Raw genomic sequence first — 23,871 nt, 5'->3', positions numbered from 1 at the left:
ATTACGTGAAATGTGTTTGGTAATCACTCAGTTCTTATAGACAAGAACAAACCAGCCAGACAGAAAAGGAGTTCGTTATGTCAACCAAAGAGTTAGGTGGAGCAGGTCTAAGAGGCCAAAGCGCTGGAAGCACAGCTTTGTGCACGGTAGGAAAAACAGGAACAGGTCTTACTTACCGAGGTTATGATATTGAAGACCTAGCAAACAACGCTCAGTTTGAGGAAGTTGCTCATCTTCTGTTACGTGGTCACCTGCCTACTCAGCAAGAACTAGATGCCTATAAAACTAAGCTTATTAGTTTGCGTGGTCTGCCTGAAGAGTTAAAAAAAGCTCTCGAACTGATTCCTCGCCATGCTCACCCTATGGACGTGATGCGTACTGGATGTTCGATGTTAGGAAATCTAGAGCAAGAGTCGAATTTTTCTGAGCAACTTAATGCTACAGAAAGAATGCTGTCTTTGTTCCCTGCGATTATATGTTACTGGTATCGCTACAGTCACGATGGCGTGAGAATTGATACTGAGGATCAGTCTCAAAACTGCATTGGTGGTTATTTCCTAAAAATGTTAACTGATAAAGAGCCAAGTGAACTGCATAAAAAAGTCATGCACTGTTCTCTGATATTATATGCAGAGCACGAATTCAATGCGTCGACCTTCGCTGCGAGAGTGTGTGCATCAACACTGTCTGACATCCATTCTTGCATAACAGCAGCAATTGGTACTTTACGAGGCCCTTTACACGGCGGGGCAAATGAGGCTGCAATGGATATGATTCAAGATTGGCAGACGCCTGAAGAAGCAGAGTCCAATATTATGCAAATGCTGGCTAACAAAGACAAAATCATGGGTTTTGGGCATGCAATATACAGAGAAAGCGACCCTAGAAACGCATTGATTAAACGTTGGTCTAAAGAATTGTCAGAGCAAGTTGGCGACAAACATTTGTACGCAGTTTCTGAGCGTGTAGAAGCCGTCATGAAACGGGAAAAAGGATTGTTCTGTAATGCGGACTTTTTCCATGCTTCTGCCTACCACTTTATGGACATACCTACCAAGTTGTTTACCCCCATCTTTGTTATGAGTCGTTTGACGGGGTGGGCTGCTCATGTATTTGAACAGCGTTCTAACAATCGTATCATTCGCCCAAGTGCCGATTACACCGGACCAGACGCACGTTGCTGGGTGCCTATTGATAAACGATAGATATTTAAGGTCATAACAGGAGGAGGTTTTTGTTTGCTCACTGAACCTCCTCAAAGGTAAAAATGAACGATAAACATCACTGTTTATCGATTGAACCGCTCTGCGAAATGACAGTTTCTGGTGAGCGGTTATCTTTTCCTGCTATCTACTGCAACTTTTCACTACTTTGAAATTGTAAAACTGTAACATTCAGAGTGGTATACATACGGAAGTAATACTATGAGCTGTAATGTCAACACAAACTATCGTAAAACGCTTCCGGGAACAGATTTAGACTTTTTTGATGCAAGACAAGCCATTAATGACATTTCTCCCGGAGCATACAACCGCCTACCTTATACATCCCGAATTCTTGCTGAGCAACTAGTGCGCCGTTGCTATCCCGGTGCATTAAATGCGTCACTAAAACAGCTGGTTGAGCGTAAAAGAGATTTAGATTTTCCATGGTATCCGGCTCGAGTAGTCTGTCATGATATTCTAGGCCAGACGGCACTAGTCGATCTGGCAGGCTTAAGAGATGCCATAGCAGAGCAAGGCGGCGACCCTTCTAAAGTCAACCCTGTAGTTGAAACTCAATTAATCGTAGATCATTCGTTGGCTGTTGAGCATGGGGGTTATGATCCAGATGCTTTCGAGAAAAATAGAGCCATTGAAGAGCGTAGAAATGAAGATCGCTTCCATTTTATTGAGTGGTGTAAAACGGCCTTTGAGAATGTCAGTGTGATTCCTGCTGGTAACGGCATTATGCACCAAATTAACCTAGAAAAAATGTCGCCTGTTGTACAAGTTAAAGATGGGATTGCATTCCCAGATACTTGTGTTGGTACCGATAGCCATACTCCTCATGTTGATGCACTCGGCGTGATTGCAATTGGTGTGGGTGGACTAGAGGCTGAAACGGTGATGTTAGGTCGTCCTTCAATGATGAGACTCCCCGAAATCATCGGTGTAAAGTTGATAGGTGCACGCAAATCTGGTGTGACGGCAACCGATATAGTACTCGCTATTACCGAGTTCCTACGCGAAGCCAAGGTGGTCTCTTCCTACCTTGAATTTTTTGGTGAGGGCGCAAGTACCCTTACCATAGGTGATAGAGCGACGATTTCAAACATGACGCCAGAATATGGCGCAACTGCTGGCATGTTTTATATTGACGAGCAAACCATTGATTACCTGAAATTGACGGGTCGTGATCCCGAGCAAGTTAAATTGGTGGAACAATACGCGAAACAGACAGGACTATGGGCAAGTGAACTACGAGAAGTTGAATATGAGCGTGTACTTGAGTTTGACTTATCATTAGTCTCTAGAAATTTGGCTGGTCCGTCTAATCCTCACCGTCGTTTACCAACTGCAGAGCTTGCTGCAAAAGGAATCTCTGGCCAGTGGGATAATAGTGACGGACGTTTACCTGATGGCGCTGTCATTATCGCAGCCATCACCTCTTGTACTAATACCAGTAATCCAAGAAATGTTGTCGCAGCAGGACTTGTGGCCAAAAAAGCAAATCAATTAGGGTTGCAGCGCAAACCTTGGGTAAAAACCTCCTTTGCTCCAGGCTCTAAAGTCGCCAAACTCTATCTTGAAGAAGCTGGATTGTTATCTGAAATGGAACAGTTAGGTTTTGGGATTGTTGGCTACGCTTGTACCACTTGTAATGGTATGAGTGGTGCGTTGGATCCAAAAATTCAGCAAGAAATTATAGACAGGGATTTATACTCTACTGCGGTGTTGTCTGGCAATCGTAATTTTGATGGCCGTATCCATCCATACGCTAAGCAAGCGTTTCTAGCTTCCCCCCCTTTGGTGGTGGCCTACGCCATTGCTGGGACGATTCGATTTGATATTGAGCGTGATGTGTTGGGACAAAGTCCTGAAGGTAATCCAATTTATTTGCGAGACTTGTGGCCTAGCGACGAAGAAATCGACCAAGCAGTTGCAGCGTATGTAAAACCAGAGCAGTTTAAACAAGTGTATATACAGATGTTTAAACTTGGTAATCAAGAGACCGCTACACAGCCGCTTTATGATTGGCGTCCGATGAGCACATATATACGTCGTCCTCCATATTGGCAGGGCGCTTTGGCTGGAAAACGAACATTATCTTCGATGAGACCTTTAGCTGTGTTGGGAGATAATATTACCACTGATCATTTATCTCCTTCGAATGCCATACTTGCTTCGAGTGCTGCAGGAGAATACCTGACCAAAATGGGGGTTCCTGAGCACGATTTTAATTCTTATGCGACGCACCGTGGTGATCACCTTACTGCACAACGCGCGACTTTTGCCAATCCCAAGCTGTTTAATGAAATGGTCCAAGAAAATGGCGAAGTGATACAAGGTTCTCTCACGCGAATTGAGCCTGAGGGCAAGGTGTCTCGCATGTGGGAGGCTATTGAAACCTATATGGAGCGTAAACAACCTCTAATTATCATAGCTGGGGCTGACTATGGTCAAGGCTCGTCACGAGATTGGGCAGCGAAAGGGGTACGATTAGCAGGCGTGGAAGTGATTGTTGCTGAAGGTTTCGAGAGAATTCACCGCACTAACCTGGTCGGGATGGGGGTGCTACCGCTTGAGTTTAAACTAGGACAAAATCGCCGAACACTCAAACTAGATGGTAGTGAACTTTATGATGTCGTAGGAAATATTGCGCCAGGCTCGGACCTTAGTTTGAGCATCACGCGTAAGGACGGGGAACGAATAGCAATAGCGGTGACATGTCGCCTCGATACACAAGATGAAGTGTCTGTATATGAAGCGGGTGGTGTGCTGCAACGCTTCGCTCAAGATTTTCTAGCTCAGTAGGGGGAATAATGACCAGTAAAACAAGTCAAATGAAGGTCCCGGCCACGTATATGCGCGGTGGAACGAGCAAAGGTGTATTTTTTAAGTTAAATGATTTACCGGAGAAAGCACAGCAAGCAGGTAAGAACCGTGATGCATTTTTGTTAAGAGTGGTAGGCAGTCCAGATCCCTATTCAAAGCATATTGATGGGATGGGTGGCGCAACGTCAAGCACCAGTAAAGTTGTCATTCTTTCTCAAAGTACACATAAAGATCATGATGTCGATTACTTATTTGGCCAAATTTCAATTGATAGGGCACTTGTCGATTGGAGTGGTAATTGCGGTAACCTCTCTGCAGCAGTGGGACCTTTTGCCATACAGGCAGGTCTAGTTCCATCTGATCGCATTCCACAAAATGGCACTGCTAGTGTTCGAGTATGGCAAGCCAATATCAATAAAACCATTGTTGTTCACGTGCCAATCCGAGATGGGGAAGTACAAGAAATGGGAGACTTTGAGCTCGATGGTGTTACTTTTCCTGCTGCAGAGATACCCGTTGATTTTATTTCGCCCGCTGATGGCACTGGTCATATGTTTCCGACGGGCAATGTAACCGACGATCTTGTTGTTCCAGAGGTGGGGACGTTTCATGCCACATTCATTAATGCCGGTATACCGACGATATTTTTGCAAGCTGATGCGCTGGGTTACTTGGGAACAGAACTTCAAGAAGACATCAATACTGACCAAATCGCGTTGGATAGGCTGGAAAAAATTCGGGCTTATGGTGCATTAAAAATGGGGCTTATCAGCAATGCTGCAGAAGCTGAGATTCATCAACATACGCCCAAAATAGCTTTTGTTTCGAAACCGAAAAGTTACCGAGCGTCTAATGGCAAAGATATTTCTGAAGGGGACGTTGATCTGCTAGTTAGGGCTGTTTCGATGGGAAAACTGCACCATGCCATGATGGGCACAGCTGCAGTTGCAATTGCCTCTGCAGCATGCATTCCCGGTACTATTGTTAACATAGCTGCAGGCGGTGGAGAAAGAAATTCAATCACATTTGGACATCCATCAGGAGTGCTAAAAGTGGGCGCTATTGCCAGTCGTTCTGATACAGGCTGGATCGTAGAAAAAGCGATAATGAGTCGAAGTGCACGAATAATCATGGAAGGTTGGGTGCGTGTTCCCTCGGATATTTTCGAATAAAGAACCCTGTTTTCAAACAGACCTAAAATCTACTTGGGCATACTGGAGGAAGCGTTATGTCTGCTTATCAGGAAGAATATTTATTAGCGAAAGAAGACCCTAAGAAATTTTGGGCAAAGCAAGCTGAACACATTAATTGGTTTACAGAGCCCAGTATAATTTTGCAACAAGACAACAATGGTATTGAGCGCTGGTTTCCCGATGGAGTTCTGAATACCTGTTGGCTGGCGCTAGATTATCACTGTGAGCAGGGACGTGGTGATAATGTTGCTCTTATTTATGATTCTCCAGTGACAGCGAGTCAATGCCAATATACCTATAGTCAATTGCGTGAACAAGTTTCGAAAATTGCTGGAATGCTTGCTAAGCAAGGAGTAGAGAAGGGTGACCGTGTGATTATTTACATGCCAATGATCCCTGAAGCTGCAATGGCGATGTTGGCATGTGCAAGACTAGGCGCGATTCATTCGGTCGTCTTTGGCGGTTTTGCTCCTCATGAGCTTGCTGTACGAATCGATGATGCTCATCCAAAAGCAATTATGACGGCGTCTTGTGGTATTGAATTTACAACCGTGATTCCATACAAGCCACTCGTTGATAAAGCGATTGAAATAAGTCACTGGAAACCCAATAAAGTGTTTGTATTTCAGCGTCCTCAGCATAGAGCAGAGCTCAGCCAGTCTTATGATTTAGATTGGCAAGAAGAAGTTGCAAAAGCCCAACCTCATTCCTGTGTGCCCGTTTTGGCGACGGATCCTTTGTATATACTCTATACATCGGGAACAACGGGTAAGCCCAAAGGTGTGGTTCGCGATAATGGCGGGCATGCTGTGGCACTAAAGTACTCAATGGGCGCAATCTATAATGTGCCGCAAAATGGCGTTTACTGGGCCGTCTCGGATGTTGGTTGGGTGTTGGGACATTCTTATATTGTATATGCACCGTTGATCCACGGTTGCACAAGTATTTTGTACGAAGGTAAGCCGGTAAAAACTCCAGATGCGGGATCATTTTGGCGCGTTTGCGCCGAACATAAAGTCAATGTGTTATTTGCAGCACCAACCGCTTTTCGTGCGATAAAAAAAGAAGACTCGGATGGTGCCCACATTGGAAAATATGACCTCTCCAAATTGCAGACAATCTTTATGGCTGGTGAGCGACTTGATCCTCCAACCCTAAGTTGGGCGCAGGAAAAAACACGTAAACCTATCATTGATAACTGGTGGCAAACCGAAACAGGATGGCCGATTGTTGCAAACCCTATGGGTATAGAACCTATGCCTGTTAAAGCTGGATCATCGACCAAACCTGTGCCGGGTTATCACTTAGAAATACTCAATGAACAAGGCGAAGTGCTGGGACCCAACCAACAAGGGTTCATTGCGATTAAACGTCCTTTACCGCCAAGTTGTTTACCAACAATTTGGCAAAATCATCAAAGGTTTGAATCTGGCTATTTGGATATATTCCCCGGATATTATGTGTGTGGAGATGGTGGCTACTTCGATAGTGACGGTTACCTATTTATTATGGGCCGAATCGACGACGTAATAAATGTTGCGGGACACAGACTTTCGACTGGTGAAATGGAAGAGGTGGTGGCAGGGCATCCTGCTATTGCCGAGTGTGCCGTTGTAGGCGTTAGTGATGAGCTCAAAGGACAATTACCATTAGGCTTAGTGGTATTGAAAGATGGGGTTAAAGTCAATAATACGCAATTGGAAGAAGAAATTGTTGATATTGTTCGCGAAAAAATTGGTGCGGTCGCTTGTTTCAAGCAAGCGTTGATTGTTGAGCGGCTACCCAAAACCCGTTCAGGCAAAATTTTACGAAAAACAATCCGTCAGATAGCGGACGGTGAAGACTACGCAGTCCCTTCAACAATTGATGATCCTTCTAGTCTTAGTGAAATTGAAAAAGTGTTAGAACGATAAACTAACAAGTTGATTTAGCTTGAATAACCATCAAGTAGTCTCTAATATTTGAGGCTATTTGATGGCACAGTAGTGACAATTATTTTCTTCGTGTCAAATGAGATGAACTATGGAAAATATCACCATTCGAGTCGCACAGGTTCATGATTTGGATCAACTCGACGAGTTAATGTTTAGGCTCCATGATGAACACCATCACCAATGCCCAGAGCATTTCAAAACCGCACAAGAGATTGAGCAGGAAAAAAGTATTGCTCGCTACATTAATGACCCAGACTGTCTGGTCATAGTGGCTTGTAAGGATAAGACGCTTGTGGGCTTTATTACTGGGTATTTTTGTGAGCTTACTTCGAGCGTCAGCAAACCCGTCCCGATGGGAAGTGTTGATGAGCTTTATGTGGTACCTGAAATGAGAAAGTGTGGTATTGCGACAGACTTGTATCGCGAGCTAGAACATCGTTTCGATCAATATGGCGTCAAACAAGTATTTGTCGAAGTTTGGGATTTTAACCAAGTAGCACTCAATTTATACAAGGATCTGAAGTTCCAGCATCATATTCATTGGTTACGTAAGCCAATAGGTTAAAGTTACTTTTTCTCGGCCAATCAATTTGTTGGCTTATGGTAGGTAAACTCCACATAAAAAGATTGTGGTTTTTTCTCATTCTGATTTAGTTGACCTTCGTGTTCCAGTCATTTAAGGTCTCGGTCCGGCATTGCACAGATGATGATTTAGGCTGAGATAAACTTGTACAAAATTAACGAAATGTTTGAAACCATACAGGGTGAAGGTGTTTTTACTGGGGTACCGTCGGTATTTATTCGCCTTCAAGAATGCGCCGTTGGCTGCTCTTGGTGTGATACTAAGCATACTTGGGACGCAACACCTCAAAATGAACGCCCTTTGAGTGAGATTTTGACGAAAACGAAAGACTCGCCAACGTGGTGCAGTGCCGCGAGTTCTGATGTTATCGAGCAGTATCATCAATTGGGTTATCAGGCTAAACATATAGTGATTACAGGCGGAGAGCCATGTGTCTATGACTTACGCCCACTCACCGAAGCCTTTGAAAATGTAGGTTGTTGTTGTCAAATTGAAACCAGTGGGACGTCTGAAGTACTAGCCAGCGAAAATACTTGGGTGACAGTGTCACCAAAAGTGGCAATGAAAGGTAAGCTACCTGTGCTGGATAGTGCGTTACAGCGTGCAAATGAAATCAAACACCCAGTGGGAACGACGAAGGATATTGTTCACCTAGATGAATTGCTAAAACGAGCTGATGTTCCCCAAACAACAGTCATCGCCTTACAGCCAATTAGCCAGAAACCTCGAGCCACTCAACTTTGCATAAGTACTTGTATTGAGCGCAACTGGCGTCTTTCGATTCAATCTCACAAATATTTGAACATTGCTTAAAGGAAATAAGAATAATGAAAAAAGCCGTGGTTGTATTTAGTGGAGGTCAAGATTCCACCACATGTTTAATCCAAGCCATAAAGAAATTTGATGAAGTTCATGCGATTACTTTCGACTACGGACAAAGGCACAAACTAGAAATCGAAGTGGCTCAGAGTCTCGCTAAAGAGTTAGGTATCGCTGCTCATAAAGTCATGGATGTTGGTTTGCTCAATGAATTGGCAATCAGCTCTTTAACTCGAGATGATATCCCAGTGTCTCATGAGCTTCAGGATAATGGTCTACCTAATTCTTTTGTTCCTGGACGCAATATTTTATTTTTGACACTCGCGGGTATCTACGCTTATCAAATTGGCGCAAAAACCGTTATTACCGGCGTATGTGAAACAGACTTTTCCGGATACCCTGATTGCCGTGATAGCTTTGTTAAAGCGATGAATACGGCGCTTGAGCAAGGAATGGAGTATAACTTAGAAATTGTGACACCTTTAATGTGGCTGAATAAAGCTGAAACATGGGCGCTTGCGGACCAGTGTCAAGCACTGCCCCTAGTGCAAGAGAAGACATTGACGTGTTACAATGGTGTCATTGGCGATGGTTGCGGAGATTGTCCTGCTTGTGGGTTAAGAAAAACAGGTTTAGATGATTACCTCAATAACCGTGAAGCTGTGATGGCTTCTTTGATAAGCAAACAATAAGCCACCAATAAAATAAGTAGATATAAAAATGCCCTCTAGAAAAGCTTCGAGGGCATTTTGGTATTTAAGCTATTCAATCTGTCTTGATTAATGGGATTAATGGTTAATCCAAATACATTTTAGCTAAATCAGCAGGTTCGACTTCTTTACCTTCTAATTGTGAGTTCCAATTGGTGCCGACTAAAACGCCATCTTCCGATAAGGTCAAAAGCCAATCTTCCACAAAGATATCGAGTGGAATCTCAAGCACTTCAAAGTCTGCCCATTCTTCGACATTGTGAGCTTGCGCATCTTCTTTTGACGACCAGAAGGGCATAACTTCGCTATTCTCAAACTCAGTAGAGTCGCAAGATAGCCAACCTTCTTCGTTACGCAGCCCCCACACTAAATTGTTTTGTTTAGTCTCGGTGACAAAAAGCTCAAGGTTGGCTTGAATGTCAGAGGTTAAGTTGCTCATAGCGTTTATCTCTTAATTGTAATTATGGAATAGGGTAGCACTGTTATTGCGAAAGCTAAATAAAAACCCAGATATTGTATTAGATGACCTTACAGGCAAACCCTTTTAGATAAAATCCTTCAGGGTAGGCAGTGTCTGTCGGGTGATCGGCGGCTTGTTCAAAACGTTCAACAAATTTGACTTGTCGGCCAGCATCCACAGCAGCATCAGCAATGATTTTTTGGAATAAAACTTGATCCATCAAACCAGAGCAAGAATAGGTTAGAAGTGTGCCACTAGGCCTTAGTATCTGCATGGCCAACATATTGATGTCTTTATAGCCTCGGCATGCTCCGTTTAATTGTGTTTTACTTTCGGCAAACTTGGGGGGGTCCATGATCACAACATCAAATTTGGTTCCCTGATCTCGGTATTCTCGAAGCAGCCTAAATACGTCTGCATTGAGGAATACAGCACGTTTTTTTGAGAGATCAAAGTGATTGATTTCGGCGTTATGCTTTGCCATATCCAGAGCAGGTTGTGAAACATCAGCGTTGATAACGCGCTTAGCGTCCCCCTTTAGTGCATATAGCCCAAAAGCGCCTGTGTAAGAAAAGCAGTTGAGTACTTCTTTGTCTTTGCAATACTTCATGGCTTGCTGGCGACTATCACGCTGATCGAGATAAAATCCAGTTTTATGACCTGCCTTAATATCAACACTTATTTTAACGCCGTTCTCTTCTATCACGACAGAATGTGGTGGCTCTTCACCATGTAAAACACCCACTCGCTCACTGAGTCCCTCTTTTTTTCGCACAGCAACATCAGAGCGCTCATAAACATTGTGATTGGGAAACACTTCGAGTAGAGCATGAATAAAAGTGTCTTTGTGGTATTCAGCACCTGCACTGAGTAGCTGACACACTAAATAATTTTGATATTTATCGATTGTAATACCCGGCAAACCATCAGATTCTGCGGCAATTAGGCGATAACCTGTAAGCCCGTCTCGCTCAATAATCTCTTGGCGTAGCGTCTTTGCTTGCTGTATTTTTGTAACAAAAAAGGCTAAATCGATAGCTTGTTTCTCAAAGCTCCAAATTCTTGCTCGGATTTGCGAATGTGGAGAATAGGCCGCTTTTGCTAACCAAGTACCATCGTGAGCAAACACATCGACAGTTTCACCCAACGAAGGTTCCCCCTCAATCTTTTTAATGCCTCGAGAAAAAATCCAAGGATGTCTGCGCTTTAGAGACTTCTCACGGCCATTCTCTAGATAAATCGCTGGGGTCATTATGTTGCTCACTTGATTATTAAAGGTCGGCCATTGTCGTGGAAGTCGATAAGAAAATCAAACAAAACCACCAGTTAGGATTGTGATGTGTTTTTTCAATAAAGCCTTTATACTTTTGCTAGAGATTAGTCACAGTGATTAACAATTACAACCGATTGTACGGATACATCATTATGGGTCTTGAGTGCAAAAAATTTTTTATTCGCGGTCATGTTCAAGGGGTAGGATTTCGCTATCACACCTCACAGCAGGCAGCTAAGCTCGGGTTAACGGGTTATGCAAAAAACCTCTTGAATGGAAATGTTGAGGTTGTAGTTTGTGGAGGTAGCCAGTCAATAATTGAAATGGGGTGCTGGCTACAAACTGGCCCCGAGACATCATCAGTCGCATCCGTTGAGTCTGAATCGATGCCTTTTCAATGTATTACAGGGTTTGATATTTTATAAGCACTTTGCGGGCTTGGGTAAACCTGCCAATTTTGTTGCTTGTTTGGCGGGACCTTGTTTAAAAAGCTTGAATAAATACTTACTATTGCCTTTCTCTGGACCATGTGCTTTTTCCATTGCCTTAACCAACATTCTTACGGCGGGAGAAGTATTAAACTCTTCGTAAAAGGCACGAACAAAATGAATCACCTCTATATGTGCTTCAGTGAGTTCAATACCTTCTTGCTCAGCAAGCAATGTAATCATACCTTCATCCCAATCGGTATGGTTAATAAGGTATCCTTCGTGGTCGGTTTGGATGGTTTTGCCCTTGTACTCTAACATTTCGCTACGTTTTAAATGGTAATCTTGCTGATAGGGTAGCTTAGCTCCGTGTTACATCGCAATACGTTCAAAAGAAAAAGCCCAGAAGATTATACTTCTGGGCTTTTTCTCGACGATATATGACTACAGTTTAGTCATCGTTCATAATGCCAAGGATACTTAACAAACTCGTAAACAAGTTCAAGATGTTTAAGTACATCGAAATTGTTGCACTGACATAGTTAGTTTCTTCACCACGGACAATACGGCTCGTGTCATATAAGATAAAGCCTGAGAACACAAGCGCTGACATACTGCTGATGGCTAGCTGGCCTATCGTTGAGCCAACGAAGATGTTAATGATGGCTGCGACGATGACGATAATAAGTCCTGCGATAAGGAAATTACGCATGAAAGAGAAATCTTTCTTGCTGCTAATTGTGTATGCAGATAGCCCAAGGAACACCATACCTGTTAGTCCTAAGGCTTGAGCAATAATTGAAGGTCCATTAGGAATTGACGCATAGTGGTTAAGCATCGGTCCAAGTGCACCTCCCATCAATGTCGTAAAAACAAATGTCCACACTATACCCATCGATGAGTTAATGCTTCTTGGTAGAGCGAAGAAAAGAATACCGATGGCGGCAAGCTGCATAACAAGCGCCATCATAGGAGAGATACCCATAGCCATTGTTGCAAGTGCTGCAATGGCACTGGTTACCAAAGTCATGGACAGAAGAAAATAAGTGTTCTTCAGTGTTTTGTTGATCTCAAGTGTGTTTGCTGCACTTGTAGAACGTGTAAACATAGGGCTGTTCATAATAGTCCTCGTAAGGTTTATGTTTATAGCTACATTTATGGAGGCAAGCTATGAAAAGATCAAGCCTTAACTGTATATGTATTACAACAAATCATAAATGAATTGCAAAATAATGTATCAAAAAAGATGTAACACAATATAACAAACCAATTTTACATTAATTCAATGTCTTGTGGCATGATTATCCGGTAAGGGCTAATGACTTAATATTTGAGCCAAGAAGTTTTGCGTACGATCTGATTGCGGATTTTCAAAGAAATCGACCGGGTTATTTTCTTCAATGATTTCACCAGCATCCATAAAAATCACGCGATCAGCGACTTCCTTGGCAAAGCCCATTTCATGAGTAACACACAGCATAGTCATGCCCTCTTCTGCAAGCTCGACCATTACATCAAGTACCTCACGAACCATTTCTGGGTCAAGTGCTGAAGTGGGCTCGTCAAAAAGCATGACTTGTGGGCTCATACATAACGAGCGTGCGATTGCTACCCGCTGCTGCTGACCACCCGATAATTGGCCAGGGTATTTCTCCGCTTGATCAGGAATTTTAACTCGCTCTAAGTACTTCATGGCGACTTTCTTAGCTTCATCTTTGGGCATTTTTTTGACCCAAATAGGCGCAAGTGTGCAGTTCTCAAGTACAGTTAGGTGAGGAAATAGATTGAAGTGTTGAAAACACATTCCCACCTCTTTGCGCACCGCTTCTATATTCTTAAGATCTTCAGTAAGTTCGTTTCCAGCCACAATAATCTGGCCTTTCTGATGTTCTTCAAGTCTGTTAATACAGCGAATCATGGTTGATTTTCCTGAACCTGAAGGACCACATATCACGATTCTTTCGCCTTTTTTAACACTCAGATTAATGTTTTTTAGTACGTGAAACTCACCGTACCACTTGTTCATGTCTTTAATCTCGATCATTAAATCTTGCTGTGTCATAACATGTCCTTGAGCATTAAATTATCGTTTGTGGCCAGTGTGGAGTTTGTTTTCGAGCCATATGGAGTACCGAGACATACCAAAACAAAAAATCCAAAACACCAGAGCGACGAATACGTAGCTTTCAGTCGCAAACCCTAACCATTGTGGATCAGTGTTGGCTGCTTGGCCTATACCCAGTACGTCAAACATTCCAATAATGAGAACTAAACTGGTATCTTTGAATAGACCGATAAAAGTATTTACAATCGATGGTATAGTAATTTTCAAAGCTTGTGGTAAAACGATTAAGCCCATTTTTTTCCAATAACTGAGTCCCAGAGCATCTGCAGCCTCATATTGGCCTTTAGGAATGGCCTGTAAACCGCCTCTGACCACTTCAGCCATGTACGCAGCACTGAACATCACGACCCCGATTAGAGCCCGGATAAGCTTATCTGTTTCTGAACCTTGAGCAAGGAAAAGCGGCAACATAACCGATGCCATAAAAAGCACTGTGATCAGAGGTACGCCTCGCCAGACTTCGATGTAAACGGTACAAATACTTCTCACTATAGGCATGTCCGAACGACGTCCAAGGGCAAGAGCGACACCGATTGGTAGCGAAACTACAATTCCAACTAGGGCTATAATTAGAGTAACTAGGAGTCCGCCCCATTTATGTGTTTCAACAACTTCAAGTCCAAACACACCCCCATAAAGTAGCGCGGCAATGATAAAAGGATAGATATTAACGAAAAATAACCAAACCCAAAGTCGCTTGGGTGTTTTTTCATAGGCTAGCAAAACCGTAAAGATGGCCAGCGTAAAATAAAATAAACGCGGTCGCCACAATTCTTCCTGTGGATAGAAACCATACATAAACTGCTCCCAGCGCACACTGATAAATACCCAGCACGCCCCTTCTCGAGAGCAGTCATCTCGAGTTGTCCCTACCCAATCTGCGTGTAGAATAGCCCAATTAAATACCGACCACACAAGAGAAAATACTAAGTAAGCTAAAACAAGGGTAACAATAGAATTAATCGGTCCATTGAATAAGTTTTTGCGCATCCATCCTACAGGGCCGACCGTATTGGCTGGCGGCGGTAAATCTGGCTGAAATTGATGTACTTTCATATCATCTCTCCACCAAGGCAACTTTACGGTTATAGACATTCATCAGTGCTGATGTGATCAAACTTAGCGATAGGTAAACCGCCATGGTCATTGCGATAATTTCAATCGCTTGCCCAGTTTGATTTAGGGTTGTACCTGCAAACACAGAGACTAAATCAGGATAGCCAATTGCCATCGCCAATGATGAGTTCTTCGTTAGATTAAGATATTGACTGGTTAATGGTGGGATAATGATCCTTAACGCCTGTGGAACGATGACAAGCTTAAGAGTACGAGTACGAGGCAAGCCCAGAGACATCGCGGCTTCGGTTTGACCATGACTCACAGCGTTGATTCCAGAGCGTACAATCTCAGCAATAAACGAAGCTGTGTAGATGCTAAGCGCCAACAACAGTGCTGCAAGCTCTGGAATAATGCTTATCCCGCCTTTAAAGTTAAACCCTTGTAACACAGGATATTGAGCTGAAATAGGAGAACCCATCAAAAAGTAAATCACAGTAGGGAATACAATAACCAAGCCAAAGATAATACGTGCCATAGATGTTTGTTGGCCAGTTAGGCGTTGCTTATTATTCGCCCATACGTTGATTAGGCAGCAGGCTACTACGCCTAAAACAAAACACAGTGCGACGATGGAAGAGCCTTCTTCAAAAATCGGCTTAGGGAAATATAAACCACGTACATTCAAAAATATTGCTTCACCAAGACTTAGACTTTGCCTTGCAGACGGGAGTGCCTGAAGGACGGCGAAGTACCAAAAAAAGATTTGCAAAAGCAGTGGGACATTGCGAAAAATTTCGATATATACTGCCGCTAATCGGCTCACCAGCCAGTTTGAGGATAAACGAGCTATACCTACAATAAAACCAATTAGTGTGGCCAAAATAATTCCCAAAATAGACACAAGTGCAGTGTTTAAAAGACCGACGACGAAAGTCCTTCCATAAGAAAACGTTTCGTTGTATTCGACCAGTGTTAAGCCAATTCCAAACCCAGCCTCTTGAGATAAGAAGCCAAATCCTGTTGCGATACCTCGAGCTTCAAGGTTGGTTAGAGCATTGTTAACAATTGTGTAAAAGAAAAAAACCAACGCGAGTATAACGATTATCTGAAACACCACGGATCGAAATGTTGGGTTATAGAAAAGACTTGTTTTCGAGTTTTGGCTGTATGTACTTTGGTCATTAGCATTATTAGGTTTCATCTCGCTATAACCTCAATTTCTTGGTTATAAAAAGGGCGGCAATCCCGCCCATTTGGTTTTATGTCCTAGCTAGCGAATTGGCGGTGCGTACATAAATCCACCTGCATTCCACAATGCATTTACGCCTCTGGCAATTTGCAATGGAGAGCCGCTTCCAACCGTACGTTCGAAACTCTCGCCATAATTCCCTACCTGTTTGACGACTTGATACCCCCAGTCATCAGGTATACCAAGGCCTTTACCTTTCGGACCTTCAACACCCAAAATTCTCTTAACATTAGGGTCAGTAGACTTTAGCATTTCTTCGGCATTTGTGGATGTGATGCCATATTCTTCTGCGTTTACCATGGCAGCCAATGTCCATTTGGCTATGTTGAACCACTGATCATCCCCTTGACGAACGACTGGGCCCAGTGGTTCCTTAGAGATGATTTCAGGTAATACCACAGCAGAAGCTGGGTCTTGCAGATTGAGGCGTAGGGCATAAAGTCCTGATTGGTCGGTTGTCAACACGTCACAACGTCCTGCGTCAAAACCTTTAGACGTTTGTGCAGCGGTGTCAAAAACGACGGGCTTGTATGTCATACCACTGTTTCTGAAATAGTCGGCTAAGTTAAGTTCTGTTGTCGTACCAGACTGAACACAAACTGATGCGCCATTGAGTTCTTTAGCGCTTTTAAGGCCAAGATCTTTTTTGACCATAAAACCTTGACCATCGTAGTAATTGACGCCCACGAAGTTAAGGCCAAGTGCTGTGTCTCTGTGTAGCGTCCATGTTGTATTGCGAGATAATATGTCAATCTCGCCAGATTGCAGGGCAGTAAAACGCTCTTTTGCAGTTAAAGGTACGAACTTAACCTTTTTTTTGTCTCCCAGAACAGCAGCGGCTAACGCTTGACAAAACTCAACGTCGATACCTTCCCATTCACCTTTTGAATTTGGGTTGGAAAACCCCGGTAAACCCGTACTGACCCCACAGGTTAGGAAACCCTGTTTGGTCACTTTGGCTAGAGTTGTCTCTGCTGCAGATACGCCCGTAGACATTAGAGCAGTCGAAGCCACTACTAATGAAGCAATATATGTGAGTTTGTTTGCCATTTGAATCCTTCCTGTATGATCCATGTTAAGTTTGGTACCACTTATCACAACAAATAAAAACGTGTTGTTTATCAATGGTTATTATCAAATCGATTAAAAAATCCACTTGTATATAAATCAACCATTTAGTAAGAATAGGTAAGGATTATCAAATTCTCAAATATATCATTTAAAAGCAATTATTCCGTGAACTTGAATCCCCATGCCTTTATTTAATGATTAAATATTAATCAGAACTGCGTAGTGTGAGACCTCACATTAATGATTCAAACGCAAACAATTTTGCTAATCAACTATTTTCACAGTAGTAACACTTGCAGTATGCGATATTGCTAAAATATAAATTTGTTATTGAGACATTTCTTGGAAGTAAATTTTGCAATGATGACTTATGGCTGTATTTATATCTCACACTTTTGATAGTATCTTGTGCAATAGTTCGTATGTTTGCTTAAGGATAGAAATGCAATATTTTCCACTTTTCATGAATCTAAGAAATAGACCAATTTTGGTTGTTGGGGGAGGAGAGGTCGCTTGTCGTAAGGTTGATAGCTTGATTCGAGCCGGTGCCAACGTATCCATAGTTTCACCCAAAATTGATACTTACTTACAAAATCTTGTCGAACGCAATGAATGTCAATGGATTCAAAATTTCTATTCCAAAGAGCTACTTGATAGAAAGTATCTCCAAGTTTGGGCGACAACGGACAACCCTGACCTGAATCACCGTGTTCATGCTGATGCTAAAGCGTTGGGAATACTAGTCAATGTTGTTGATGATCAGCCCTATTGTGACTTCATTACCCCTTCGATGATAAACCGAGGAAGAATACAAATTGCGATATCAAGCGGGGGGGCATCTCCGGTACTTATCCGCAATATCCGCGAGCAGTTAGAAGCAAACTTAGCTTTTAATCTATCGATATTGGCTGATTTTGGCCTATCGAAGAGAAACGATATTAAACAGCGATTTCCAAGTATCGATGAACGGCGCAAATTTTGGGAGGCCTTCTTTAGCTGTCCCAATGTTCAAAACGCCAATGAGCGCTCGCAACTTGAGGTTGAGTATTCAAAAGTGTTAAACCAAGATGTGGAATCTGTCGGTATAGTGACATGGATTGATTTCGGCCCTGATGTAGAGCTCTTACCTATAAAGGCGTTGCGATTGATGCAACAAGCAGAATTGGTTCTATTCGACCCTAAATGCCCCTATGAATTTGTTGATCTTTGTCGACGAGATGCTGAGCGGCAGGAATACAGTCATGAGGCCGATATATCTGAAAAGCTCATCGATGCAAAACAGAAGAACTTACGTGTAGTCGTATTTGTTGCTTCTGAGACTGCCAAATATGATCTCCTTATCAATAATAGTATGCATATTCGATTAGGAGTGATTTGAGTGGTGCACTCTCCAAGTCCTAAAGTGGGGCTTGGAGAATGGATCTGCAGAGGCTAGTCTCTGAAGTTCTCATACTGAAAAGGTTGGCCTAACTCAGCCTCTCGGATCATCGCAATCGTCGCTTGGAGATCATCCCTTTTTTTGCCAGTTACTCGTACTTTATCACCTTGGATAGAGGCTTGAACTTTGAGTTTGGCGTCTTTAATCGCTTTCACGACTTTTTTAGCCATCGGAGTATCGATGCCTTGCTTAAAAACAACGATTTGATGCCACTTCTTGCCCGTTGCTTCTTCAGTTTTGGCTTCCATTGAATTGACATCAACCCCCCTTTTAGTCAGGTGTGAGCGCAAAATATCACGCATTTGTTTCAGCTGAAAATCGCCTTCAGCATTTAACTTCACCGATTCATCTTTTTGCATTTCAAAAGAAGCTTCCACCCCTCTAAAATCGAAGCGAGTCGATAACTCACGACAGGCATTATCAACGGCGTTACGTAGTTCAACAGTATCAATTTCAGATACAATATCAAAAGATGGCATTGCTTATTCCTCTATATTTAGCCGCGTGACTTTACTGCATTTGCCAGCAAATCTAACATCTTGATTGTGTCTTCCCAGCTCAGGCATGGGTCGGTAATAGATTGCCCATACACTAGATTATCAATGTCTCGCATGGATTGGTTACCTTCAATAATAAAGCTTTCTGCCATAATGCCAGCAATCTGGCTTTTCCCAGATAGGATCTGTTCACAAATATCTTGTGCAACATCTAGCTGCTTTTTGTGTTGCTTAAGACAATTCGCATGGCTAAAGTCTACGATAAGACGTTGAGGGAGATCGAATTTCGCCAGTTGTTGGCAAGCCGAATTTACGGATTCGCTGTCATAGTTTGGGCCTTTATCGCCACCCCGTAGAATGACATGTCCATATGGATTACCACTGGTTCGATAGACAGTCATGCGTCCGTTTTTATCCGGAGAATAGAAATAGTGAGAAGCCTGAGATGCTCGGATAGCATCAATGGAAATTTTCACATTACCATTTGTGCCGTTTTTAAATCCGACAGGGCAAGATAACGCAGAAGCCATTTCTCTGTGTATTTGAGATTCTGTTGTGCGTGCACCAATGGCACCCCAAGAAATTAAATCTGCAATATATTGACCTGTAATCATGTCAAGAAACTCGGTCGCAGTAGCCAACCCAAGTTTGTTTATATCGAGTAAAAGTTTTCGTGCTTTATTAAGACCAGTTTCTAATGCATAAGAACCATCAAGATTGGGATCGGTAATTAGGCCTTTCCATCCAACAACGGTACGTGGCTTTTCAAAATAAGTACGCATAACGATGAAGAGTTCATCTTGGTACTTTTCCTTAACATCAACTAGACGCTGAGCATAATCAAGCGCGGCGTATGTATCGTGAACAGAGCAAGGGCCAACAATAACCAGCAAGCGTTTGTCTTCACCTACCAGAATTCTTTCAATTTGACGACGAGATTCAGCAACTTCTTGTGCCACTTCTTCGGTGATAGGGTGTGCATTACCAAGCTCAGCAGGAGTTGGCATTGGGCCCAATGGTTGGGTTCTTAATTCATCGGTTTTAATTGGCATATATTCGCCTGTTATTTTTTGTCGCGAAGGACTAAAGATAACGGAAACATGGCGAGTAATAAACCTCTAGCATAATATTCTTGATGTTGTTCTAGCTTCATTAAGGGTATGTTACCTTTAATGCACTATTTGGCGGCGTTCGTACAAGCGTTGTTAACAATATGTTGACATTAACTCCAATTCGTTATCAACTAGAGAAATACTAATTAGACATCGGACCAGTTAATGCTTTCTCCTCTAACTAAAGCGAATCTTTACCTCAGACTGTTTGGTTTTTTTAAAGTCCCACTCATTTGGCTATGTAACCCGACAATTTTGAAACTGGATCAAGATACCGTAGAAATTAAAATACCGCTGAAAAGAAAAACAAAAAATCATTTAAACAGTATGTACTTTGGTGTTTTGGCTGTGGGGGCCGATGTTGCTGGGGGTTTTATGGCAATGAACAAAGCAAAGTCTAGAGGACAAAAAATTTCACTCGCCTTTAAAGCTGTAGAAGGGCAATTTCTAAAAAGGCCAGAAGGTGATGTTCACTTTATTTGTCATGATGGCGCATTGATAGATGCAATGCTGGATGAAACAATTGAAACAGGGCAAAGAGTTAATCAAGATGTCAAAATCACCGCGATTTGTCCTAAGCTAAATGGCGATGAACCTATGGCAGAGTTTCTTCTTACTCTGTCGCTGAAGAAAGTGGCTGCGTAGTGGTGTCAAGGTCAACTTGCTCTATTGCGACAATTTTATTTCTGTTGAGTACAATTTTCCAACGATAATAAGTGGGTTCGCCATTGTGATTATCTTCCTTGGCGATTAGATTTATTAAGTGCCGTTTCTCGACTGCTTCTTTACTCACTTGATTATTATTGAGTGTGTATACCTTATTTGATCCTTTATCCATGAGACGCATTAATGGACGCATACTGAGCATCATAGATTCTCGAGTTTCTTCATAGCCACTCATAAACTTGGAGGTGGACATCTCCGTCTCACTTCGATAGTGCAGGATCTGTTCTTCTCTTTGCACAACGCGTTTTTTTCGGATCATTTGTATGCGATCCGGTAGGTTTTGCAAGCTTGTGTAATCCAACCATTCTAATTTTTGGCCAACGGCTTTATTTGTGGTGGGGTCCAAATAGTACTTTCTCCATTTGGGACGTCCTTTTCTAATCCAACGCCAAAGTACATCTCGAAGGTCATCTTTGAAAATTTCACGGAGCGCGTAGACGAAAGACATCCAAATAATGAAGGAGAAGGTGATTTCTCCCCAGTAATCTCTTGCAAGAATGGCAGTAATCGTTACAAACACCATAACAAAACCGGTCGCAGAACCTTTAACGACGCGTTTCATGTTTTTGCCTAGTGATTGGGTTTTAGCGTTTAGAACAACAGGGTGCTCAATTAAGCGACGGAGTAATCGCATCTTATTGCTTAATCTTGTTACGTCGTCACGTACACTTTTTGAATTATAATTGCTCAATTTTCGATGAGCGGCTTCTTTTTCCACAATGGCAAGAAGCCTTTCTTTTATGGTCTTATAATCACTGTCTCTTGGCATATGGGCAATTAAAGACATAAAGCGTTGTCCGGTATACCAAGAAAGGTAGTTGTCTATATTCGCATAGTAGCGTTTTAAGCTCTCTTCATAGGGGATACTTCGTCTGAGTTTTTTCAAAATATCTAATGCAAGTTCAATCACCTCATCCACTTCTTCAGTGGTAATAACTTCACTGTCGTGTTTGTTGAGTTCATTAACAGCGTTGTCCAATGCGATAACATATTGATAAGCAAACAAACTGATACTGACACGATACTGAGTAGAAGAAAGTCGTCCACGTTGCGCGAGTCGGCTATGTACTAAAGGGAGGAGTGTTTTATCACTAAAGTAAGCCCGCTTTTGCAATATGGACTCGTAATAAATTTCATTTTCCTTAAGTACATTGGGCGTCAGCCCTAGTTCGCCAGGAACAAAAAAATAAAGGTCAAGGTCTGACTTTTTTGATGAAGCCATTGAATGGGAAATCTTGAGAGTGATGCCGTCCTGCTTATCAACGGTGATCAAAGAATGCTCCTGAAAAAATTCATTTTATCTGGCGAAAGCATAACAGAGTTTCGCTATAATGACTTCAAATTTAGTAAGAGACCATTGAAATGATAAGAGTTGGACGGATAAATCACTTGGAAATCGTTAAGAAAACAGATTTTGGACTATTTCTTGATGCCGGTGATTATGGCACAAGTTTGTTGCCGAATAGATTTGTTCCACCAGAGGCTGAAATTGGTCAATTCTTAGACGTGTTTTTGTATTTTGACTCGGATAACCAACTTGTCTCAACAACCGAATCACCCATTGCGCAAGTAGGAGAGTGGGGGTTAATGAAAATTGAAGGCGTCAATAATACAGGTGCATTTGCTGACTGGGGTATCAAAGGTAAAGATCTGTTGATTCCATTTAGTGAGCAAAGAACACGTTTTTCTGCGGGGCAAACGGTTCTTGTCTATGTCTATACCGATAAAGCATCGGGTCGTATTGTAGGTACGACCAAATTTAACAAATGGTTAGATAAAACTCCTGCACAATATGAACCCAATCAGCAAGTTGATTTGATCATCGCTGAGCGTAGTGATTTAGGCTTTAAGGCTATCGTTGAGGGACAACATTGGGGCATGATTTTTAAATCTGATGTATTTGGTAAGTTGTTTATTGGTAAACGACTAAAAGGGTATATCAAAGCCGTTCGTGAGGATGGCAAAGTTGACCTTACTTTACAGAAAGTAGGTGTTGCAAAAATGGATGATCTAAGCGGAAAAATTCTTGACCTACTAGAAAAAAAGGGGGGATTCTTGCCGTTGAATGATAAGTCTTCACCCGAAAGTATTTTCTCGACGTTTCGTACAAGCAAAGGTACGTTTAAGAAAACGATTGGCGGACTGTATAAACAGGGGAAAATAACGATCGATGAACAAGGCATTAGGCTAACTACCTAAACCATCACTTATTGAGAAAACCCACTAGGTTTTGGGAATAACCTAGTGGGTAAGAGCGATTTAAAATAGGTTTTTGTCTCGAACCAATTCTCTAGGTAAACCATTTTTTAGTCGATTACCAACCCATTTTCCTAAGCCCAGAATATCATCACCTAGCTTGACAATTGCCTCACCTTTTCCAGTTTGATTTGTGAGTCTAATATCTCGTCCCATAAACCATTCTCTAGCTTCAGGTACTGTTAATTGAACACAATTAGGTTCTTTTCCTGAGGCAAGTGCAGTTGCAACCTGATGCTGCCAGCGATAGCCATTTTTGTGTGATTCCGCGATTTTAATTCCCATTCTTGAAAAGCGAAACTCTCCGATTAAAGGTTCTAACGCACTTGGAAATAGCCACACATCTTTATCTCTGATCCATACGCATGAGTTATCAGGGAGCTCAATTTTCAAACTCTCATAAAGGTGGGAGGTAAGGTGCTGCAGAACTTTATTAGATGCTTTTTCAAACGGAAACTTACCAAGTCGTTTTGTTACAGTAGGTGGAATTGTTGAGCCCAATTTCTTTAATTTTGCTACAAAAAAACCCTCACAGTCATAGACCTGTGGGAAGATGTGTAGGAAGCCATGTTCGGTAAGTGCTTGTTCTGCGCCCTCGAATAGTGACCCCAAGGGCTCAAACGAAACTAAATCAGGATATTTGTCCTGCAAGTAAAGACAGACCTGCTGATTTTCTTCAGCACTTAATGTGCAAGTCGAATAGACCAATATACCGCCGGGTTTTAATGCGTGAAAAGCACTATCAATTAAGTCTTTTTGTGTCTCAGAGATTGAAAGCACTGAATCTTTGCTCCAGTTTTTCATTGCATCAGGATCTTTACGCACAGTCCCTTCGCCAGTGTGATCACCAAGCGATTCTGTCGTACCTTAATTACCAAGCGACTTTGTCATTACGTTAACT

22 protein-coding genes and 1 pseudogene are annotated in these 23,871 nt (G+C 42.3%); 11 read left to right on the top strand and 12 right to left on the bottom strand.

The window, feature by feature from the left end; translation table 11 throughout:
• Positions 1 to 77: 77 nt before the first annotated feature.
• From prpC to queC, 7 genes are all read left to right on the top strand, one after another.
• Positions 78 to 1,205, top strand: coding sequence for a bifunctional 2-methylcitrate synthase/citrate synthase (gene prpC, locus QQK21_RS09185; protein ID WP_284191898.1), 1,128 nt, complete (start codon positions 78 to 80; stop codon positions 1,203 to 1,205).
• Between the two features lie 219 nt (positions 1,206 to 1,424).
• A complete protein-coding gene (acnD, locus tag QQK21_RS09180; RefSeq protein WP_284191897.1) occupies positions 1,425 to 4,016 on the top strand; it encodes a Fe/S-dependent 2-methylisocitrate dehydratase AcnD in 2,592 nt (863 codons plus the stop codon).
• An 8-nt stretch (positions 4,017 to 4,024) separates the two neighbouring features.
• Complete coding sequence (gene prpF / locus QQK21_RS09175) at positions 4,025 to 5,209, top strand: 2-methylaconitate cis-trans isomerase PrpF (RefSeq protein WP_284191896.1); 1,185 nt, start codon at positions 4,025 to 4,027, stop codon at positions 5,207 to 5,209.
• A gap of 56 nt (positions 5,210 to 5,265) precedes the next feature.
• Positions 5,266 to 7,143, top strand: coding sequence for a propionyl-CoA synthetase (locus tag QQK21_RS09170; RefSeq protein ID WP_284191895.1), 1,878 nt, complete (start codon positions 5,266 to 5,268; stop codon positions 7,141 to 7,143).
• Between the two features lie 109 nt (positions 7,144 to 7,252).
• The gene (locus QQK21_RS09165) at positions 7,253 to 7,729 is read left to right on the top strand and encodes a GNAT family N-acetyltransferase (protein ID WP_284191894.1); all 477 of its coding nucleotides are present in this window, start codon (positions 7,253 to 7,255) and stop codon (positions 7,727 to 7,729) included.
• A gap of 162 nt (positions 7,730 to 7,891) precedes the next feature.
• Positions 7,892 to 8,560, top strand: a complete 669-nt coding sequence (gene queE / locus QQK21_RS09160) for a 7-carboxy-7-deazaguanine synthase QueE (RefSeq protein WP_284191893.1) — start codon at positions 7,892 to 7,894, stop codon at positions 8,558 to 8,560.
• Positions 8,561 to 8,574: 14 nt separating this feature from the next.
• A complete protein-coding gene (gene queC / locus QQK21_RS09155; protein ID WP_284191892.1) occupies positions 8,575 to 9,258 on the top strand; it encodes a 7-cyano-7-deazaguanine synthase QueC in 684 nt (227 codons plus the stop codon).
• Positions 9,259 to 9,361: 103 nt separating this feature from the next.
• On the opposite strand, the gene QQK21_RS09150 is transcribed toward queC, so the two are convergent.
• Both QQK21_RS09150 and QQK21_RS09145 read right to left on the bottom strand, forming a co-directional pair.
• On the bottom strand, positions 9,362 to 9,715 hold the full coding sequence (locus tag QQK21_RS09150) for a DUF2750 domain-containing protein (protein WP_284191891.1): 354 nt from the start codon (positions 9,713 to 9,715) through the stop codon (positions 9,362 to 9,364).
• A gap of 79 nt (positions 9,716 to 9,794) precedes the next feature.
• On the bottom strand, positions 9,795 to 10,988 hold the full coding sequence (locus QQK21_RS09145) for a class I SAM-dependent methyltransferase (protein WP_284191890.1): 1,194 nt from the start codon (positions 10,986 to 10,988) through the stop codon (positions 9,795 to 9,797).
• Positions 10,989 to 11,161: 173 nt separating this feature from the next.
• Here QQK21_RS09145 and yccX point away from each other — a divergent pair, with 173 nt between their 5' ends.
• Positions 11,162 to 11,434, top strand: coding sequence for an acylphosphatase (gene yccX / locus QQK21_RS09140; protein ID WP_284191889.1), 273 nt, complete (start codon positions 11,162 to 11,164; stop codon positions 11,432 to 11,434).
• Here yccX and QQK21_RS09135 read toward each other — a convergent pair.
• The 6 genes from QQK21_RS09135 to QQK21_RS09110 form a co-directional block, all read right to left on the bottom strand.
• Positions 11,429 to 11,758: a TusE/DsrC/DsvC family sulfur relay protein gene (locus QQK21_RS09135; protein WP_284191888.1), complete on the bottom strand. Its 330-nt coding sequence runs from the start codon at positions 11,756 to 11,758 to the stop codon at positions 11,429 to 11,431. The genes yccX and QQK21_RS09135 overlap by 6 nt on opposite strands.
• 130 nt (positions 11,759 to 11,888) lie before the next feature.
• Entirely contained in the window at positions 11,889 to 12,557 is a 669-nt protein-coding gene (locus QQK21_RS09130; protein ID WP_284191887.1) for a Bax inhibitor-1/YccA family protein, read from the bottom strand.
• A gap of 195 nt (positions 12,558 to 12,752) precedes the next feature.
• The gene (locus QQK21_RS09125; protein ID WP_284191886.1) at positions 12,753 to 13,499 is read right to left on the bottom strand and encodes an amino acid ABC transporter ATP-binding protein; all 747 of its coding nucleotides are present in this window, start codon (positions 13,497 to 13,499) and stop codon (positions 12,753 to 12,755) included.
• Positions 13,500 to 13,520: 21 nt separating this feature from the next.
• Positions 13,521 to 14,618, bottom strand: coding sequence for an amino acid ABC transporter permease (locus QQK21_RS09120; RefSeq protein ID WP_284191885.1), 1,098 nt, complete (start codon positions 14,616 to 14,618; stop codon positions 13,521 to 13,523).
• Position 14,619: 1 nt separating this feature from the next.
• Positions 14,620 to 15,822, bottom strand: a complete 1,203-nt coding sequence (locus QQK21_RS09115; RefSeq protein ID WP_284191884.1) for an amino acid ABC transporter permease — start codon at positions 15,820 to 15,822, stop codon at positions 14,620 to 14,622.
• A 69-nt stretch (positions 15,823 to 15,891) separates the two neighbouring features.
• On the bottom strand, positions 15,892 to 16,920 hold the full coding sequence (locus QQK21_RS09110) for an amino acid ABC transporter substrate-binding protein (protein ID WP_284191883.1): 1,029 nt from the start codon (positions 16,918 to 16,920) through the stop codon (positions 15,892 to 15,894).
• Positions 16,921 to 17,383: 463 nt separating this feature from the next.
• On the opposite strand from QQK21_RS09110, the gene QQK21_RS09105 reads away from it, so the two are divergent.
• Positions 17,384 to 18,319, top strand: coding sequence for an NAD(P)-dependent oxidoreductase (locus tag QQK21_RS09105; RefSeq protein WP_284191882.1), 936 nt, complete (start codon positions 17,384 to 17,386; stop codon positions 18,317 to 18,319).
• A 53-nt stretch (positions 18,320 to 18,372) separates the two neighbouring features.
• Here the strand turns inward: QQK21_RS09105 and QQK21_RS09100 are convergent, their stop codons facing one another.
• Both QQK21_RS09100 and QQK21_RS09095 read right to left on the bottom strand, forming a co-directional pair.
• Positions 18,373 to 18,858 carry a YajQ family cyclic di-GMP-binding protein gene (locus tag QQK21_RS09100; RefSeq protein ID WP_284191881.1) on the bottom strand — a complete coding sequence of 162 codons (486 nt, stop codon included), beginning with the start codon at positions 18,856 to 18,858 and terminating at the stop codon, positions 18,373 to 18,375.
• Positions 18,859 to 18,875: 17 nt separating this feature from the next.
• A complete protein-coding gene (locus QQK21_RS09095; RefSeq protein ID WP_284191880.1) occupies positions 18,876 to 19,928 on the bottom strand; it encodes a 3-deoxy-7-phosphoheptulonate synthase in 1,053 nt (350 codons plus the stop codon).
• A 225-nt stretch (positions 19,929 to 20,153) separates the two neighbouring features.
• Between QQK21_RS09095 and QQK21_RS09090 the strand changes: the two genes are divergently transcribed.
• Positions 20,154 to 20,633, top strand: a complete 480-nt coding sequence (locus tag QQK21_RS09090) for a DUF4442 domain-containing protein (RefSeq protein WP_284191879.1) — start codon at positions 20,154 to 20,156, stop codon at positions 20,631 to 20,633.
• Here QQK21_RS09090 and QQK21_RS09085 read toward each other — a convergent pair.
• A complete protein-coding gene (locus tag QQK21_RS09085) occupies positions 20,602 to 21,987 on the bottom strand; it encodes a hypothetical protein (protein WP_284191878.1) in 1,386 nt (461 codons plus the stop codon). The genes QQK21_RS09090 and QQK21_RS09085 overlap by 32 nt on opposite strands.
• 89 nt (positions 21,988 to 22,076) lie before the next feature.
• On the opposite strand from QQK21_RS09085, the gene QQK21_RS09080 reads away from it, so the two are divergent.
• Positions 22,077 to 22,913, top strand: a complete 837-nt coding sequence (locus QQK21_RS09080; RefSeq protein ID WP_284191877.1) for a CvfB family protein — start codon at positions 22,077 to 22,079, stop codon at positions 22,911 to 22,913.
• A 60-nt stretch (positions 22,914 to 22,973) separates the two neighbouring features.
• On the opposite strand, the pseudogene QQK21_RS09075 reads toward QQK21_RS09080, so the two are convergent.
• Positions 22,974 to 23,810 (bottom strand): annotated as a pseudogene (locus QQK21_RS09075) (methyltransferase RsmF C-terminal domain-like protein); the annotation flags it as partial.
• Between the last annotated feature and the right edge of the window lie 61 nt (positions 23,811 to 23,871).

Source organism: Vibrio zhanjiangensis, from assembly GCF_030161235.1.
Lineage (GTDB): Bacteria > Pseudomonadota > Gammaproteobacteria > Enterobacterales > Vibrionaceae > Vibrio > Vibrio zhanjiangensis.
The sequence above is the reverse complement of the archived record's forward strand: the minus strand, read 5'-3'. Positions and strand labels throughout refer to the sequence as shown.